At 50.6% G+C, this 17,196-nt stretch carries 18 protein-coding genes; 1 reads left to right on the top strand and 17 read right to left on the bottom strand.

The window, feature by feature from the left end:
- Positions 1–46 precede the first annotated feature (46 nt).
- Positions 47–1,279, bottom strand: coding sequence for an MFS transporter (locus AC4HCY_RS09770; protein WP_491095958.1), 1,233 nt, complete (start codon positions 1,277–1,279; stop codon positions 47–49).
- On the bottom strand, positions 1,260–1,517 hold the full coding sequence (locus AC4HCY_RS09765) for a hypothetical protein (RefSeq protein ID WP_491095957.1): 258 nt from the start codon (positions 1,515–1,517) through the stop codon (positions 1,260–1,262). The genes AC4HCY_RS09770 and AC4HCY_RS09765 overlap by 20 nt, the downstream gene beginning before the upstream one ends.
- A gap of 434 nt (positions 1,518–1,951) precedes the next feature.
- On the opposite strand from AC4HCY_RS09765, the gene AC4HCY_RS09760 reads away from it, so the two are divergent.
- Positions 1,952–2,275 carry a helix-turn-helix domain-containing protein gene (locus AC4HCY_RS09760; RefSeq protein ID WP_491095956.1) on the top strand — a complete coding sequence of 108 codons (324 nt, stop codon included), beginning with the start codon at positions 1,952–1,954 and terminating at the stop codon, positions 2,273–2,275.
- Between the two features lie 173 nt (positions 2,276–2,448).
- On the opposite strand, the gene AC4HCY_RS09755 is transcribed toward AC4HCY_RS09760, so the two are convergent.
- From AC4HCY_RS09755 to AC4HCY_RS09685, 15 genes are all read right to left on the bottom strand, one after another.
- Positions 2,449–2,715: a helix-turn-helix domain-containing protein gene (locus tag AC4HCY_RS09755; RefSeq protein ID WP_491095955.1), complete on the bottom strand. Its 267-nt coding sequence runs from the start codon at positions 2,713–2,715 to the stop codon at positions 2,449–2,451.
- Positions 2,716–2,726: 11 nt separating this feature from the next.
- Positions 2,727–4,541: a VirD4-like conjugal transfer protein, CD1115 family gene (locus AC4HCY_RS09750; RefSeq protein ID WP_491095954.1), complete on the bottom strand. Its 1,815-nt coding sequence runs from the start codon at positions 4,539–4,541 to the stop codon at positions 2,727–2,729.
- Positions 4,542–4,554: 13 nt separating this feature from the next.
- Positions 4,555–5,988: a DUF3991 domain-containing protein gene (locus AC4HCY_RS09745; protein ID WP_491095953.1), complete on the bottom strand. Its 1,434-nt coding sequence runs from the start codon at positions 5,986–5,988 to the stop codon at positions 4,555–4,557.
- Positions 5,989–6,151: 163 nt separating this feature from the next.
- Entirely contained in the window at positions 6,152–8,776 is a 2,625-nt protein-coding gene (mobP3, locus tag AC4HCY_RS09740; RefSeq protein WP_491095952.1) for a MobP3 family relaxase, read from the bottom strand.
- 2 nt (positions 8,777–8,778) lie between these two features.
- Positions 8,779–9,186: a hypothetical protein gene (locus tag AC4HCY_RS09735; protein WP_255227621.1), complete on the bottom strand. Its 408-nt coding sequence runs from the start codon at positions 9,184–9,186 to the stop codon at positions 8,779–8,781.
- A 420-nt stretch (positions 9,187–9,606) separates the two neighbouring features.
- Entirely contained in the window at positions 9,607–9,861 is a 255-nt protein-coding gene (locus AC4HCY_RS09730; protein ID WP_491095951.1) for a DUF6103 family protein, read from the bottom strand.
- A gap of 15 nt (positions 9,862–9,876) precedes the next feature.
- A complete protein-coding gene (locus AC4HCY_RS09725; RefSeq protein ID WP_491095950.1) occupies positions 9,877–10,248 on the bottom strand; it encodes a DUF3846 domain-containing protein in 372 nt (123 codons plus the stop codon).
- Positions 10,249–10,404: 156 nt separating this feature from the next.
- Positions 10,405–10,698 carry a plasmid segregation centromere-binding protein ParR gene (locus tag AC4HCY_RS09720; protein ID WP_491095949.1) on the bottom strand — a complete coding sequence of 98 codons (294 nt, stop codon included), beginning with the start codon at positions 10,696–10,698 and terminating at the stop codon, positions 10,405–10,407.
- 4 nt (positions 10,699–10,702) lie between these two features.
- Positions 10,703–11,584 carry a ParM/StbA family protein gene (locus AC4HCY_RS09715; RefSeq protein WP_491095948.1) on the bottom strand — a complete coding sequence of 294 codons (882 nt, stop codon included), beginning with the start codon at positions 11,582–11,584 and terminating at the stop codon, positions 10,703–10,705.
- Between the two features lie 28 nt (positions 11,585–11,612).
- Positions 11,613–11,996 carry a DUF6103 family protein gene (locus AC4HCY_RS09710; RefSeq protein ID WP_491095947.1) on the bottom strand — a complete coding sequence of 128 codons (384 nt, stop codon included), beginning with the start codon at positions 11,994–11,996 and terminating at the stop codon, positions 11,613–11,615.
- 14 nt (positions 11,997–12,010) lie between these two features.
- Positions 12,011–12,595 (bottom strand): DUF6329 domain-containing protein, encoded by a 585-nt coding sequence (locus AC4HCY_RS09705; protein WP_491095946.1) that lies wholly within the window; start codon positions 12,593–12,595, stop codon positions 12,011–12,013.
- Positions 12,596–12,600: 5 nt separating this feature from the next.
- The gene (locus AC4HCY_RS09700; RefSeq protein WP_491095945.1) at positions 12,601–13,746 is read right to left on the bottom strand and encodes a hypothetical protein; all 1,146 of its coding nucleotides are present in this window, start codon (positions 13,744–13,746) and stop codon (positions 12,601–12,603) included.
- A gap of 6 nt (positions 13,747–13,752) precedes the next feature.
- On the bottom strand, positions 13,753–14,256 hold the full coding sequence (locus AC4HCY_RS09695) for a gamma-glutamylcyclotransferase family protein (protein WP_491095944.1): 504 nt from the start codon (positions 14,254–14,256) through the stop codon (positions 13,753–13,755).
- Positions 14,257–14,275: 19 nt separating this feature from the next.
- Positions 14,276–15,325 carry an amidoligase family protein gene (locus AC4HCY_RS09690; protein WP_255227630.1) on the bottom strand — a complete coding sequence of 350 codons (1,050 nt, stop codon included), beginning with the start codon at positions 15,323–15,325 and terminating at the stop codon, positions 14,276–14,278.
- 18 nt (positions 15,326–15,343) lie between these two features.
- Complete coding sequence (locus AC4HCY_RS09685) at positions 15,344–17,173, bottom strand: VirB4 family type IV secretion system protein (protein WP_491096105.1); 1,830 nt, start codon at positions 17,171–17,173, stop codon at positions 15,344–15,346.
- Positions 17,174–17,196 lie beyond the last annotated feature (23 nt).

Below are 17,196 nucleotides of genomic sequence, written 5' to 3'. Positions count from 1 at the left end.
ATTCCACTACCTATTCACACACCCATAGACCATTTTGTCTGTATCATCAAACATTATTGATAAAGCGGTCGTACCTACCGTCTGCAGTCTTATCCGCTCGTATAAATGCTGCGATTAGGATAAGAGCTATACCAGATCCGACCATAATCCATTGTAACGGGATTGCATCTGCCATCGGTCCGAAAATTATCATTCCGATAGGGAGAAATCCCGAATACATCGACCCCATCAATCCAAAGACACGCCCTTGCATTGAGCTTTCTGCCTTTTCTTGAATCAATGTGGTTGTTGATGTCTGTATCAATGTAAGAGCAACGCCGTATAATACCATCATCACAAGGTAGAGGATAAAATTGCGGGCTATCCCCATACCGATTGCCATTGCTCCAAAACCGCAAAGACCAACCATAAGGGTTTTTATACGGCTCTTAAAACCTCCCCAAGTTCCCATTAACATTCCGCCGACAGCCATTCCTGCAAAGCCTACAAGTTCTACGGCCGTCAGATACCAATAAGTATCGCCATAAACACGGCTCACCAATAGTCCTGCCATAAAGCCAGCAGGTACGCATAAAAGTACAAACAAGCCGTAAATGATCAGAAGTTTAGCTAATAACTTATCTGAAAAGGCATAGCCAATTCCGATTTTCATATCTGCAAAAATAGATAGCTTCTCTTTAGGAGCTTCTTGCTTCGGTATCAACACACAGGATAAAATACCTATGCCAAACACAGCAGTCAGTATATCGACAAGAAGTGTTGAATGGAGCGTCCCAATGGTTAAAATAGCTCCTGCAGCGGCAGGGGCCGCAAACTGCACAATAGATTGCATCGTTGCATTTATTCCGTTGTAACGCATCAAATGTTCTTCGGGAACAATCTGCGGAATAACCGCATTGACCGAAGGCGTCTGGATGCCTGCTCCGAGTGAACGAATAACCGACATAATAAGCAATGCGCTAAGCATCAACGGCCCAGAGGAAATAAACGGCATAGTGCAAAACATCACGAGTGTAATCGCCGCTATCATTGCATCTGAGAGAATAATCAGTTTTTTTCGGTTGTATCTGTCAGCCCATACACCGCCAACAAATGAAATCAAAAACTGCGGCATATATGAGCAGACAGAAAATGCGGCCACCCAAGCGCCGCTCGAGGTTTCCAGAGTAACATACCAGACGATTGCCATCTGGACGAGTGTTGAGCCAAACAATGTAGTGCATTGACTGATTAGAAAAAGGATTGTCCACTTTTGCCAACTATTCTTTGACTTTATCATTTTGTGCATCCTCCTTGTGTTTCGAAGGATGCACAAATCGCTTCGTCTGGATAACCGCGCATGCTACAAGCAATTCTCTTTCTGCAAAACCAAGTCGGTTATATTCGTCACGATAGTCTGTATCTGCTTTATCGCCTGTGTCGGCTGAAAAGCCCATAATACTGATTGCCATACCCTCGTCCCGCAAAATCAAGGCTTTTGGGGCATGTGAAGCGATGTGCGTTGTCTGACCTTGCATTTTGCTTCCTCCTTTCCGATGTAATATTGTAACACGAAGAGACTTCTATCTTTTCATCATTCTTGCGGAGTTTATCTCTTTCGGAGATGAACTTTTTTGCTCCACTCAGAGTGTATTGACGGTCTCTCTTTGCTACTCGTTGCTCTCGGCTTTGTGGTTTCCGTTCAAGTTTATTTTCTCGAGAAAATGTTCCAGGCAATTTTAACAATAATATTTGTATAAATACTTATAAACCCTTATCTATGCTGACCATTAGCGATAAGAATATTACTCTCAAGTAAATATTAATAGCAAATCCATCCTTAGCTATTTTAGTCTCCAAGTTATTATTCATTTGTTTTATTTGGATTGTAATATTTCGTGTTATCTAACACTGTCAGTACGTTCTCATTTTTATTCCTCCACTGTAATATTTGATTGGAGGTGAACTGACAGTGGATGAATTACTGAAAACATTTGGCCAGAAAATAAAGGTCGCCCGACAGGCTGCCGGACTGACACAGGAAGAACTCGCCGAGCAGGTCGGAATCACAACAAGGTACATAATGGCCATTGAGAATGAAAACAAGCAGCCAAGCATGAAGGTGCTGATTAAGATTATCCGAGCCTTGAAGATATCTACAGATAAAATCTTTTTCCCAGAAATCCAACACACAAACACCAAAAAAGAACACCTCATCCACATGATTAATCTTTGCGATGAACGTGATTTACAAGTAGCTGAGGCTACGATCAAGGCATTACTAGATACTAAATAAGTAAGAGCCATCACAGAAGATGGTTCTTTATTATAATACAAAATATTTTTTCTCTGTTGTTAAAGCTCTGTTTTAAAGTGAGATGTTCACCTTCATGGTTCATCCTGAACCCTTCCATAGTCCATAAGCATGGTAGACCTTCCCCTTGGCGGGGAAGGTCCTTTTTAGCTGTTTCAGGAATTCGTCTGCTTGATGTAGTACAGATTGCTGCTCTTGCCGCCGTTCTCTCTCCAGCGCTGCTCCTTATGGAGACGGCCGCTTTGTTCAAGATCTGTTATTGCACGTTTGACTGTGCTGCGCGACAGCTTCAGCTCTCTGGCAATGGTACCAATCGACGGGTAGCATTTGCCATCCTTGTCGGCACGGTCATGCAGGTACATATAGACAGCTCTTGCCCGGTGCGGCAGCTCTGAGGTATAAACGGATGTAAAGTAACCCACAGCTTCACCTCCTACTCAATCCGAACAGGTGCTTTTGCCCTGGACGGCATATCCGGCTCCATAACCTGCGAATGCAGAAGCCCGCCCGACGCAGCCGCTTCTATATCTTCTTCCGGCACATCCACACATGCGGAATGGCGGCGTATTATTTCTTCCTCTACCTTTCGCCTGTCAGCATATTTAACCTCTCTGGCAGATTGCTCGGCAATATCATAAGGCTTGCCGAAGGTGATCCCCCATTCCGTAAACAGCTTCAAGCGAGTACGCATGGGGTAAACTCCGGTCTTTGTGACTATAAAATGACCCTTGGGCATTGACTTTAACTCATCCGGCGTCATCAGCGGGCGCTCAATCATCTGCAGGCTCTGCGACGGATCGTTTTTCCCCCGGCTGACCGAGCCGCTCATAACGGTCTTGCTACCCATGGCTTTCGATAAAATTTGCGCCGATTCACTATTGGGAGCAAAGCCGCCGAACACCGTGTCCTGGCAGTTATCGATGATGATGGCCGAACCTTCTCTGCCATAGTTTTTCTCCAGCTGCGCGAAGCTCTGTATAATGGCTACAATGGACACGCGGCGGGAGCGGGAGGCGGAGAACATGATCTCCGCCGACTCAATTTTCGGAATGGTGCCAATCTCATCGAGAAACATCATCACGCGGTTGGGGAGCTTTCCGCCATGCTCGTCGGCTACCGATAGAATCTCACGGTAGAGCTGCTGGACGATCAGGCTAATGATAAAATACTTTGTGTTATCTTCCTCCGGCATAACGAGAAAGATGGCGCTTTTCTTTGTACAGAATTTCTCCGCGTCAATGGCTGTATCAAAGCACAGTATCTGCTCCAGCTCGGAATCCAGAAAAGCGTTGAGTCTGGAGAGAGCTGTGGAGAGAACACTTTGCATAGCCTGCTCCGCAGAGTTGAGTGCCGCTCCAGCAAACCACTTTGTTTTATGCGTATCGGGCAGATGTGCAAGGAGCAGCTGGAACAATGTCCTGCCCTTGACTCCGCTGGGAGCCAGCAGATCCTGAATGAGCTTAAACACCGACACGATGTGCCGCTGCTTCGGCTCGCAGTATTCCGCGATGAGCAGGATCACGGAGGTCAGCAGACCTTCCGCCGCGTCATAGAAGAAAGCGTTTTGTCCAGCCATAGCAGAATCAAAGCCTCCGGAGGATATGATGGTCTTGGCGGTGATCTTGGCGTACTTCTCCGCTCTGGCCTTGTACGCAAGGTTCTCCGGATTTTTCAGGTAAGCGTCCATATAGCGGTTGACCAAATGGAGCAGATTGTTTCCGTCCGAGCGGGTGGGGTTTCTCAGGTCTATGACGGCCACATCATAGCCGTAATGCTCTTTTGCGATACCGGCGTAGTTTCTGTAGAGGTCGCCCTTGGTGTCGGTAGTCACGAAGCTCATACCGCAGGCGCAGGCGTATTCAAGATTGGGATAGAGAAAGTTGGCGGTCTTACCGACGCCAGCCGCTCCGATCATCAGGCAGTGGATATCGTTATCATCCACCAGCGCGTATCCGTGAGGCGAGGCATCGTCAAACAGCGACGCTTTCCTCCAGCCGACTATGAGTCCCTGCGCTTTCGGCAGGCTTTCTCCCTTGCGCCATTTCTCCGGCTCATACGGCACTTCGGTATATGTCTTTTTTATCTCCTGCTTTGTCGCCCAACGGGCCGTACCGTGCTGACCGTCGCCTACGGTTTTGCTCTTAATGCCGTTTAAAGTGTAGCAGTGCGATATGAGTGATAACAGCCCGATAACGCCGAACATGATCAGCCCCGCGGCAATCAGGATGATGATTTGTGATGCATGCAATTAGATTCCCCCTTTACATAGCCATAATAAAATTTGACACCTGCTCCTGTGCCGGAAGCATCTTCGGCATTTCCAGCTCGACAAAGAGCAGCGCTTTGACACAGTCCAGCGCAAGGCGCTGATAGGAGGACAGGAGCTTTTCCTTATCCTCCAATGTACGGATGCCCGATGCCTGGAGCTGGCGGCCGATGTCCGAAACATCTTGGCTTATATGTTCTGTCTTAGTTCTGAGCCAGCCTCTATCCTCATGGGGATGGTAGCTTTCCCGCAGCTTTTGGATGAGCTGCTCCATTGTCACAGGCCGTTCCATCTGATGGAGCTTTCTTTGCATGACAACCAAAGAACCCGCCGCCATACACTGCAGGCATTCCCGAACAGCATCCGTGTTCTCTGCCGCCGTCTTACTGGAGACAAGAAACGGCACCACCGCCTCGGAACACTCCGATAGGAAGGAGTCAAGGTCTTTTTGTGCTGAAAGGACTTTGCACAAATCGTGCAGCTCGGCGACAACCTCTGGCAACAGCGCCAGCTTAGGATGCTCCTGCGCCGGAATTGGACTGACGCCATTTTTGGCTTTCAGATCCTCGTTCCAATCTTTGTACTGAGACTGCATTACAGGAATATCTGCATAGCCTTTTCCAGACAGAATCTCTTTCAGACGACCGGTGGCTTCGATGCCCGCTTCGTCATGGTCCAGGCACAGCACGACACTTTTCTGATGAGGATTCAGCTCCAGCTGACGAAGCATGGCGTGTTCCGAGACACCGTCCAGTGTCACATAGCTGTGCAGCTGCCAGCCGTTCTTGTTCAGCGTGATGAAGGACAGCATATCTACCGGCGCCTCGAACACATGGAGAATGTCGCTCTCTCCAATCCAGTGAAAGCTGTATTTCAGATCGCTGCCCTCCACGTTACCCTTATAGGGTTCTCTCTGCGTATAGGTACCGAGCTTATGAGCGTGACGAGCGACGCCCTTTTCATCCAGCCCCACAAATACTGCGTTGTGATATTCCTTATCCTCATAAACCAGCTTTTCATGAGCGAAATGAGACAACACATCTCTATCAATAAAACGTTGCTTGATAAGGTAAGCAAACACACGGCGCATATCCGGATTGGCCTCAGGCAACGTGAAGTCCTTTCGGAGAGCAGGAGCGCTTTTGGAGGTCTGGTTCCACTCTAGGCCGTACTCGCCGCCTAAGAGGAGTGTCACCGCTTCGGGAAAGCTCAGGTCAAAAAACTGCTGAACAAAATCTATGGCGTGACCGCCCTCCTTACGGCTGTGGCGGAACCACTCATTGCCTCGTACAGTTACGCTGTCGAAGCGCTTCCAGCGCCACTCCCGTCCGGAGCGAATGAGCTGCTCACCCTGTCGCTGGAGGAAATCCACCAGGTCGACAGAGTTTGCTCGTTGCTTTTGTTCGTCTGTAAAATGAATATATGCCATACTGCAAATCCTCCTTTGTCAGCGTTTGCGCTTACTGCACCGGCGAAAAAAAGCCACCCGCCGATGAGCGGATGGTTTGAGTGACGCCGGTTTTATTTTTTCAGAGAATGGTTCTTTTTTCTGCAGATGTTTTAATTGTAGCTTCTGCATGGGAGCCCTCCTTTTAATATGTTGTTTGTCTGAGCTCGTGATCGTCCGGCGCATGCCCCTGGGCGATCTTCTTCTCACGTATTTTTCTGCGGAGCTTACTGTCTGTCTGCATGCCGGGACCGCCGGAGAGCCTTTTCTGTTCGTCACGGAATATCCGGCTTAAATGATGCAGAAGCCTTGTTGCCGCCAGAAAGAGGGAAGGATCACGGAAGGAGTCCAGATGCTCAAGGAAAAACCGAGCATAAATGTTGCCCTGTTCAGCCGAGAGGGTGAGCCAGTGCACTGCGGCATCACGGTCACGGGGGACATCTCTGCCTATGAGATATAGCTTCCCAAGAGCATACTGCGCGTACTGGTTACCCAACTCAGCGGATTTGGTCAGCCATTTAACAGCCGACTCCACATCCTTAGGAACATCCTCTCCGAGCAGATAGAGCTTTCCAAGCTGATACATAGCGAATGAATTGTTCTGTTCAGCCGCTTTCGTGAACAGCTCCACTGCTTTTCCGATATCCTTCGCCACATGAGTACCGTCACGATAGAGCTTGCCAAGGGCATACTGTGCCATGCTGTTGCCGCTATCCGCAGCCTTTGTCAGCCATTCCACAGCCTTCTCCAAATTCACATGGCCGCTGTCCGTGTCGGAATAAATCCTGCCCAGCATATACTGAGCCTGGACGTTGCCAAGCCGTGCAGCCTTTTCAAGGTATTCGATGGCTGCCGGTATATCCTTTTCCGTGCCTGTTCCGGTATAAAGCATCTGACCGAGGCGGTATTGGAGCTTATCGTCATGGCTTTGCTCCTCCAGACGCTTGAAGCCATAAAAGGCTTTCTCAAAGTTCAACTCCGCTTCATCGGCATTCTTCTCGGTGCCGATACCATCACGGTACATCTTCGCCAGCTCGTAATAGGCATAGGGAACACGCTGGACGGCAGCTTTACCGTAAAGCTGGAACGCTATTTCGTAGTCCTGCCTCACACCCTGCCCTCGGTAGTACAAACCGGCAAGAGAATATTGGGCATACTTGTGATTTCGGGAAGCCGCCATTTCAAACCAGCCTGCCGCTTCTGCATAATCCTGTTCTGTTCCGAGTCCAGCCGCATGCATTTTCCCGATGCGGTATTCCACATACCGGCTGTTCCTGTTCGCTTCGATATCCATAAATGTCGAAAGAGCTTTTTCATACCACATAAATGCGATATCCGCATCCATGTTGACGCCAAGTCCGTCAGCATACATCCTGCCGAGGTCATGCATGGCAAGAGCATTTCCGGCTTCGGCTTCCTCCATAAACAAACGGAGAGCCTGCATGAAGTCAGGCTCCGTATCGTCGCCGCCATAGAGGAAAGTACGAGCCTCTTTGTAGCGGTCACTCCATTTGATATGGGGATTTCCGACATCAGCTTCATCGTCCTCCGGAGCCTCATCAATAGCCGCTTGGTATTCATCTACCGGCAAAGGAGAATCGGATTCCACTGAGGCTTGAAGCTCGACCGCCGACTCGTCACCCTCGAAGGTGAAACGGTGACCGCCGATGTTCATCGCCTCTGTAATCACCATGTTTTTAATGTGCTTGAATTCCTTTTGTTGTGAAAGCAGAACGGAATCGGGGATCTTATCCACGTATGTGCGCAGGACTTCATTGCGAAGCTCTTGCCATTTTACGTAGACTTCGGCGACACGAGAGTCCTTCGCCAACTCATCGACAATTTTATCCACGACGGTTTTCAGAGGCGCTTTGAGATAGCCGTATTGCTTTTTGCCAGAGATATGCTTCAGCCTCTCCGCCAGATGTGAGAGCAGAGCCTCTATGGTTTCACTTTCGCATATGCTTCCGCTCATCCTGCCGATGATTTCTTTTAAGACTTCACGGCTTTTCTCAGCAAGCTCATTCCTCTGAGTGGTCTGCTCGGAATATATCTGAATCAAATCCTGCTGAAAAATCTCCCTTGCCATACTGCTTCGCATTTTATCAATAGCTGACTTTGTAACATATCCCTCACGAGGATTGATAGAATACACCAGCATATGACAGTGAGGATGATGCCCCTCGTTATGAAAGGCAGCGTACCAACGCAGGTTCTCCGGAGCAATCTTCATCTGCTCGGCAAACATATTCCGCTGCTTGCGGATGAGAGCCATCCACGCGGCGGCGTTATCATATCCCAGCCGCACGGCGTCCTCCCGCCTCAGAGAAATGATAGGGGTCCACACATTACCTGTATGTTCAGCAATCTCCGACATCACTCTTGACAGTACCAGCGGAGTATCTGCGTCAGTGAAGAGTCCGTGAGTTCCCAGCTTCTCCGCGCGGGGACGGGTGGCGATGTAATTGACGTAGACTTCTTGATGGGACAACTGATCCAGATTCTGGTCCAGCACCGCACTAATGAATTCTGATGCAGTTTCCACAGCCGGCTGTTTCATGTAATCCTCATATTCAAACAAGTCAACCGAGCCGGGGAACTGCGAGAGGATATCCGTAATGAACTGCTCCTGTTTTTGTGTTGCAGGCAGCATCCGTATGTCCGGCGAGATTTTTTCCACTCCTTCCCTCGTAGCAATGTACTCTACCACGTTTTCCAGATGCACCGCAGAGTTTTTTATATATCGGCATTTGAAAATAATCCTTGGCATGGCTATTCACCCTTTTGGAATTTAGCCACATCCTCAAAGTTCACAGCGCCGATGGATTTTTTCACGTCCGAAACGCATTTCCCGCGCAAGCGCCGCAGGGTATTTTCATCCACGTCTGCGGTGGATGCCAGGATATTCATCATCATGGACATCTCTACAGCCAGCTTGAACATCACGCGGGCGATGCGGTTTTCTGTCGTACTGACGATACCGGACATCGCCGAGGTGATAGCGGTCGGCAAAAACATTGCGCCTTTCTCACCCGCAATGTACCCGCTGTAAAGACGGACAGCCTTTTCAATGAATTCGCTCCTGCTTTTGCAGTTGTCCATTTCTAAAAGCGCATCCATACATTCAATCGTGCTGGGGTAAAGCCAGACCGGAATGCGGTCTTTGGTTTCTTCCGTCATATGGAGTCCTCCTTTTCTGAAAATGCTCCGGAACCACCTATCGGGTGTACCCCGGAAAAGCCTTAATTTTTCTGCATTTAGATCGGTTTATAAGAGTTACCGACCACCTGAAAGGTGACCAAAACCTATATCAGGTGTACCTTAGGGAACGTCCCCGACCCGCGTTGCGGGGCGGTGTGAGGGGGCAGGAGGTCGCATAGCGACCACCTGCCTTTAACCCGCATGGAATTCAACCCCCCGGTTCACCCCTCAAAGCGACTTTTATGAGGCTCTGTCCAGAGGATGGTTTTTGTCCTCTCAAGCTCCGTAACAAAGCCTCAACAAAAGGCGTTGTCCTGCCCACAAGTGTTACGATGCCACCCCTGCTGTCAAAACGCGACACAGGGGCACACAGGCGGCAACACGCGCGTTTGCAGGTTGTTATTTCTCACTGTCCGCATCTGGACTACTCTGTCCTGAAGAGGCTGTTGGGCGGGTGCTGCGCATAGGGGCGTCCGTCACGCTTTTATCCCGGCTTTCGATGTACTCCCGGACAGGAGCGGGAACGTGCTTTTCATACAGTGTTTGCAGCAAAGTGTCTAGTTCGGCCTGCAGTTCTGTTTCATCTTTCATGTACTGGTGGATAGCACGAAGCTTTTCAGCTTCAAAGCTGATCTGTACATTAGTTTTTTTCATGAAGCTTTACTCCTTTCATACGCCAAAATCTAATGAAAATATAGCGGAGGCATCCTCAACCTGTTCCTGGGTGAAGGCTTCCGGCTTTTGAAATCGATCACTGTACTGCCGGATTTTATCCTCAGTCAGCGACACAAAATCCCCATCATCATTGCTGCCAGCTACAAAAAATGTACCAGCAATGATGTCGTTTCCAAGAGAACGGTTGCCGGGAAGCCCGAGCAGCTTTCCCTCTTCATTGCAGACCAGCACAACATAATCCTCCAGATATACCGTTTCAATATATCCTCCAACCGCCTTCTGCAATCCTTCCAAAGTGTTTTCAACATCAGCAGGATAGGGTTCTTTCATCGGTTCCACCATTATCACCTTTATCGTTTTCTCCATGTTCGCCTCCTAAATACTCATTGTCATGCTCTGGGTTTCCTTTAAATTTTTTGGCTGCTCCTGCTTCACAGGCTGTTGTTTGAGGAAATAGTGAGCCATGATGGTGTACTTTTCAGTCATCTGGTATAAGGGCAGCAGGAAAGTGAGCCAACATGGTTACAATTCCTCTAGTGCATGGATCAGACTGCCAGGAAGATCGGATAGCTGAACATCGGTGTTCGTTTCCCCCAGCAGTGTGGCTTGAAGCTGTGGCGCGGCATTTCTTAGTTCGTCCCTGATTGCTTGCCGTACAATCTGCTCCAGAATTTCAGACTGATGTGCCGTCAGTATGCTGTTGACCACGTACTCGGTGCGCTGCCTGCTGGCCTGTTGTGCAAAGAGCGCCTCGGCCTCCTTATGCCTTGGGTTGTCCATATCGAAGGATAAATAATATCGTTTTCGCTCGGACATAGTCTCACCCTATCAGGAGCTTGTAGCCGTCCGCGTTGGCGAACCGGTTCAGCACCGCCACCGTATTGAGTGTGTTTTCATGCAGCCTGGGTTCCAGCAGCTCTGCACCGCCCCCCGCGAACACCATAGGCAACCGCAGATCCAATCCGCGTTCACGGAGCGCATTGAACAGTTCCTTGCAATAGGCGGTCACGGTCTGCTCCACAACAGCCCCAATCAACTTGCTTTCGGTATGCTGTATCTCCCCACGGATAGCATCCGTGATGAGCCCATCCGACAGGAGAATTTCACTGCGCTGGAGCGTATCCTGAATCCGGCTGTACAGGGTGATGGTACCCATGCGGAGACTGGCACAGCTTGATCTGTCAAGCCGGAAATCATGAAGTGTGAGAATATCCAACGTATAACCGCCGATGTCCACCAGCGTGATGCTTCGGTAATCCTTAAGCTGCGGATAATACCTGCACAGCGCCGCATGCCCCTGTGCGAACACCTTGCATTCCGCAATACAGCAGCGGTAGAATGCTCCCTCGAACCGGAACGAGATATTGTCACGCAGGAAATATCGCCTGAAGGCTTCCTTCTGTGTGCCATAGCTGTCAATGGGCAGCCCCACGCCAAGAGCGATTTCTGCATTGGTTGTCCCTGCTTTTTTCATGGCGTCCGCAATTGCCGGGAGCGTCAGAATAAACGTATCCGGCTCCCTGGTCTTGTCCTGCTGAAAACGCAGACGACGCTCACCGATGGCGTAATACTTTCCCTCGAAAAAGAGCTGCATCTCCGGCACAATGAATTCTTTGTCACTAGCGGCATACCCGGAGGCATAGAGCATCCCTTCCGAGGATTTGGTGTTGTAGTTTCCGTTGTCCACACCAAGCTTTATCATAATCATCACCTTCTTTCTTTTCTGTGGTTTACATGCGCATGGTCATGCCCTGAGCTTTTTCCTCGGCAATGGCTTCAGCCTCTGACTGAGCCTCCGGAGCGGAAGGCGCTTCGGTCGCCGCCTGCTCACGCTGACGGCGGGATTGACGGGGCTGCCGTTCTCTCGGAACGGGAGTCTGATTATCTCCTGAAGCGGAAGTCTGCTGCGGCTCTGCCGCCTGTTCCTGAGCCGTTTCCGGCTCCAAACGGCTCTCAACATATTCACGGACATTGAGAGGAACCAGCCGTTCATAGGTCTTGTTGAGGTAATCTTTCAGCTCCTGTTCGATGGTTCGATCCTTCTTCTCCATGAAAAAACGGAGGGCGTCCAGCCGCTCCGAGGGGAAAGGGACCTTTAATTCGGTTGTACTCATTTTCGTTTTCCTCCTTATAAATTCATTTGCATATCGGGTGAGAGCTTTTCTTTTTCATCAAGGTTCGGGCAGTAATCCAGATAAAACACCATGTCGAAGCCGTCCTCCATGGGTTCAAGCTCCGCCATCTCCGGCCTTACTTCAAGGATATTTTTAAGCATAGAGCCGATGCCGTTGCTCTCTGAAACGGGAACATGATGCCGCTCCTGTATCTCGTCGAAGTAAATCGACCACGTCCCGTTTGAGGTGCTTTGCGTACTCTCACGGATGATTTGGTCGGCCAACTGGTTCAGGCGGGCGGTCACAAATTCACGCGCCCCCGGCATGAAGCTGGAGTATCTGGCGTAGTTGTATCCTTCTGCTTCGATCAGGACGCCGTCCGAACAGCCCTCGCCCAACACCAGCAGGCAGTGAGCCGTACCATTTTCGTCCTTGTGCATGACCTCAGCATTTTCGGCAATGAAGGACATATCACGAAGGGGAGCCGACTTAAAATACTTATACTCGGTTTCGGGAAGCTCGACGATTTTGTCAATTACACAGCCCCATACGGGATAATCTGTCGCCTTCCGTTCAAAGATTGCTTGCAGATTTAACATGATATTCACTCTCCTGTGTTATAGTTGATATAGGGAATTTCGAGCCACGCCGACCATGAACGGTCGGCGAGATTGGTTTTCACGACGCCGTACTTGGTTCCCATGGCTTCGACAACCTTGCCGTTTCCGACGTAAATTCCGATATGTCCGGACTTCCAAACAGCAAGACCGGGGACGTTGGGCATGGTATCCATTGGACCGGAAATCGCTGCGTTTTTATACATACTATCCGCACCGATATCCGGCATGCCATTGGTTCCATATTCGATTTCCAAGGTTTCAGGATCAAGCCAGCCGTAACCTTTTATCAGTCCGACACAGTCAGTTGTCCTGCCGCCGAGCCAGTTGCTTCGGATGAATTCCTCGTAGTTGCCGACGCCGTCAGGGTATTGCTCCAGCTTGTAGCTGAACAGCGAATCCGTGAGGATGTCGCCGTATGTACCCCAGACATAACCCCAGCCGGCTTCAAAGGCTTGTTCCGCATAGGCGGCCAGATCCAGATTGTTCTTGGTCGCCGGGTCTGTGAATGCGGAGATATCCAGTACGGTACGCCCTATACCGCCGCGTTCAATCTCGCCGGTGAACAGCCCCGCGCCGCCGAATGCAATCCTTTCATAAATTTTCTGAGCGTTGGCTTTGACCTCGGAGGTCACCGCGAATCCCAGCCGTAACAACCTTTGATATGCGGTTTCCAGGCTGGCGGGAACAGCAGAGCTATCCTCGGCGGTAACGAAGCAATCGACAAAGCTGCGGGCTTCGGCTGCGGATAAGGACAGATTTTCAGCGCCGAAATTCAGAGAATAAAAAAGAGACTTGATGCGGATATTGTCCAAAGCACCGCCCTCCATCCGGGCTTCAGCGTCGGATATGGCTTTGTCCAGAACAGTGAAGCATCCGTTCATTTCACTGATGTGCGAGGCGTATTCGGCAGGCATGGCCGCGGGAATATTGCCGTCGTTGAAGGATAGGTCGATGGCGGCTTTGTTGTGGTCAGAGCCTGCCGAGAGGATGCTGGCGATCATTACGACAATCAGGATGATGGGCGTCAGGATGGAAGCTATGACCACGCCGATTGTTTTCCACGTCCGCTTGTCGGTAGCGAGGGCAACGGCGGCTTTGACCGCCATGGCAATGGTTGCGGGATCTGCCATTACTGATCACCACCATTTCATGTCGAACAGCGTGCCCTGATCCGGCTCCCGTTCCTGCTGCTCTTTCGCCAGACGGATGGACTTCTCCACGGCCTGCTCCAGAAATTCCGTGTCAAAGCCTGCCGACTTATACCCCTCCATGATGGTGTCGAGGTAATAATCCGAGGGTGAACCGAAGGGATGCCCGTCGTTCATGATGTAGACCATGGCGGCAATCGTCTTGCCCTTCATCTCTATGGGCAGTATTTCCTTGCGGTAAAAGGATGGAAATCCCTCATAGCGGTCGAGAGCCTGCAGGTCGCGCTCCTTCAGCTTCCACAGGAGAACAGGGACGCTGGAGCCTTTAAGCGGTTCCACGGTTGCGACTGAGCTTTTCAGTCCGCCCCTGAACAGCAGCTCATAATCCTTGATTTCACTGGCGCCGACCACCTTGGCGGTCGGGCAGCGGAATGCCATCTGCGGCAGATTCAGGTTGCTGCCGTAGGCGATATACAGGGTTTCGGGTTTCATATTTCTTCATTCCTCCTTGCTACATTGACATGGAAAGGCCGGGGCTTTCGTCTGCCACCCCGGCCTGTTCCTGTTCGTTTTCGGTTGTCTGCTCCTGCTGTTCCGCCGCTTGAGCCGCTTCCGCCAGCTCTTTTTCTTTTTTCTGCCTTAATCGTTCCTTTTGCTGGAGCGCCTGCGCCGGGTCCTTCCATGCGATGCAGCCGTCCAGATGCTCCAGCAGATGAAGCCGGGCGGTCTTGAATTCATCGCCGATAAGTCCCAGCCGCAGGAGCCAGGTGCGGAAAGTATATTTCTCGTTGGTGCTATGTGTTTTCTGGCGGCTGGCGCACCGCTGATTCAGAGCCTGGGCTGAGATGGCGAGGCAGAGCTGGATGTACGCCTTAATTTTTCCTGCGTGAGTGGTGGAATTAAAGAGCCGGAACTCAACAGTACCCTTCTGGAACACACTGTGAAGGTTCAGGCAGTGATAGCGGCTGTCATGATAATGCTCATGGCGCCCATCGTTACCGTTGTACCAGATGCGGCTGACCGCATCCAGCGTCCGGGGCTTTTTGCGGTTCAGTTCTTCGAGAAAGCTCTGCTCAACCTTTTTACAATACTGCCGCTCTCTCGCCACCTCCACCTGCATTGCCTTGTAAATCAGATCCTCTTTGGATGCCATGATGTTGGTGATGTTTCGCAGGGTGTTGGCATTAAAAGGAGAGGCATCTATATGGACATGGATACCGCACTTGTTATTTACAATCGCCCCGGCGCCGCGGAGCTTTCTCACAAGCTCCTGTATGGTTTCAATATCTTCGTAGCGGCAGATGGGAGTGACCATCTCGGTTTTATACTCATCAGAGGCTTCTACTATTGTTCTTCCGACCTTCTGCTGGGCAGTGATGCTGCTGTCGTAGGTAAAGCTCCACTTGCGGTTTTGTCCATCCAGCGCCGAATATGTTTTGTAAAAACTGCCGTCATAATGGGAAGCTGTACCGAAGTGAGAAGCCGCTATTTCAGACGCTTTTTGCCTTGTTATGCCTGTCATTTCAATTTCTACTCCGAAGCGCTGTTCCTTCATCTCCATGCTTTCTCACCCCTTTCGTCATCGTCCGCCTGCCTTTCCGAAGAGCGCCGCCTTATGTTCAGGAGCCTGAACCACAAGGTTATACCGCTCGTTTCCGCACTTATACAGGCATACGCCCCGCTGGGGATACCGGATAAGGTTGTATTCCGATTCCTCCAGCTGCAGGGAATCCATATAGAAATGTTTGTCGATGTTGCCAGCGTTGAACAGAAAGGCGTGAGCCGGAATGGAGAACAGCGGTTTGGTATACTCCCTGATACCCTCCAGATTGAAGTCCTCTAGATTCTGCGAGGAGAGGATCACGGCGCTGTCTTTCTTCCTGACACGTTTCATAAAATTCCGGACATATTCCACGGCGGTCAGGTTGGAGAGGAACAGATAGAACTCGTCGATGCTGGCGGCGGTATTGCCGGTGGTTAGAAGCTCGTTGCTCATGTAGGACAGCACATTGAACAGCAGGGCGTTTCTCAGATTTTTGCTGGCCTGCAGAAGCCCCTTGACGCCGAAGGTCACGAACTCGCTATTTTTTATATTGGTGTACCCGTTAAAGAATTTTGACTCCGCACTTTTGCACAGAGAATGGAGCCCAAGGCAGATTTCCCGCAGGGTGTCCGCCGTATAAAGCTGGCGGCGGCTTTCGTCAAAGGTCTTGTATTCTTCCTCAATCAGCCCGTACAGGTCGGACAGGATGGGGTAATCGTCAGGCTTCAGGCGGTCGAAGTTACTGTGGTCGGTGATGCCCCATTTGTCGTAGAGCTTGCCCAGCATGATCTCGATGGTGTCGATCTGACAGTCATCAAAATCTTTGTAGGTTCTGAAAAAATCCTTTAGAAAGCTAATGTGCTGACTGAGCTTGGACGTCTGCCGGAACGCATGGGGCACTTCAGTATCACTTGGGTCACCGGCCTCGTCCCAGGTCTTTGGCTCCAGAACATTGATGATGTACTCTCCGGTCATCAGGTCGATGAAGCAGCCACCCAGGTTATTGGTGAGATCCTCGAACTCCATTTCGGGGTCAAGGCAGATAATTCGCATACCGGATTCCCTGAGATTGCAGAGAATGAGCTTAAGCAAATAGCTCTTGCCCTGACCGGAGTTACCAAGGATGAGGATGTTGGCGTTGGTTTTATCGTCGGCTCGGCGGTTGAAGTCCACGAGGATATTGCTGCCGAATTTGTCCCTGCCTAGGCAGAAGCCGTTGGGGTCTGTCTTGCCGCTGTAGTTGAAGGGATAAAGGTTGGCGACCGAGCTTGCGGGCAGCACCCGTTCAAATTGATCGCCGAACACGTTCCAGCCGGAGGGCATGACAGAAAGAAAACCCTGATGCTGACGGAGGAGGAGCCTGTCCACATTGAGCTTGCTCCGCACCAGCTCGGTCAGCACCTCGGTCTGCAGGAGCTTCAGCTGGTCAGGATCGTGAGCGGACAGCTCGATGTAAACAGCCGCGTGAAGGAGCGGTTCCTTGCTCCGATGCATCTTTGCGACGATGGTCGCCACGTCCTGCAGATTGCTTTCCGCCGTAACCGTCTGCTGTAAATCCTGGGTGCTGCTTCTCTGCATCCGGTTCTTATTGGCGGCGTTTGAAATGATTTTCCGTTCTTCAACAGGACTCACATGCCTGGTGTAGATGTGCAGGGTTACGCCGTCCTTTTCTCCGAGGTGGCGCAGGATGGCCTGTTCCTCGGTGGCGGTCGGGTACTCTCGCAGCGCCCATACGGAGCGGTAGGTATTGCCGCAAATAAAATAGTCCGTGAAAAATTTAATCACAGACGGGGCGATCATATCGAGGAATTCCTGAATGCGGACGTTATCTGTCTGCGGCGCCCGTGTCTTGCCTTGGTGTGCCATGGGGTTCACTTCCTTTCCATATA

Source organism: Lutispora sp. QWL-02 (genome assembly GCF_058315355.1).
This window is presented reverse-complemented; position numbering and strand designations above follow the sequence as displayed.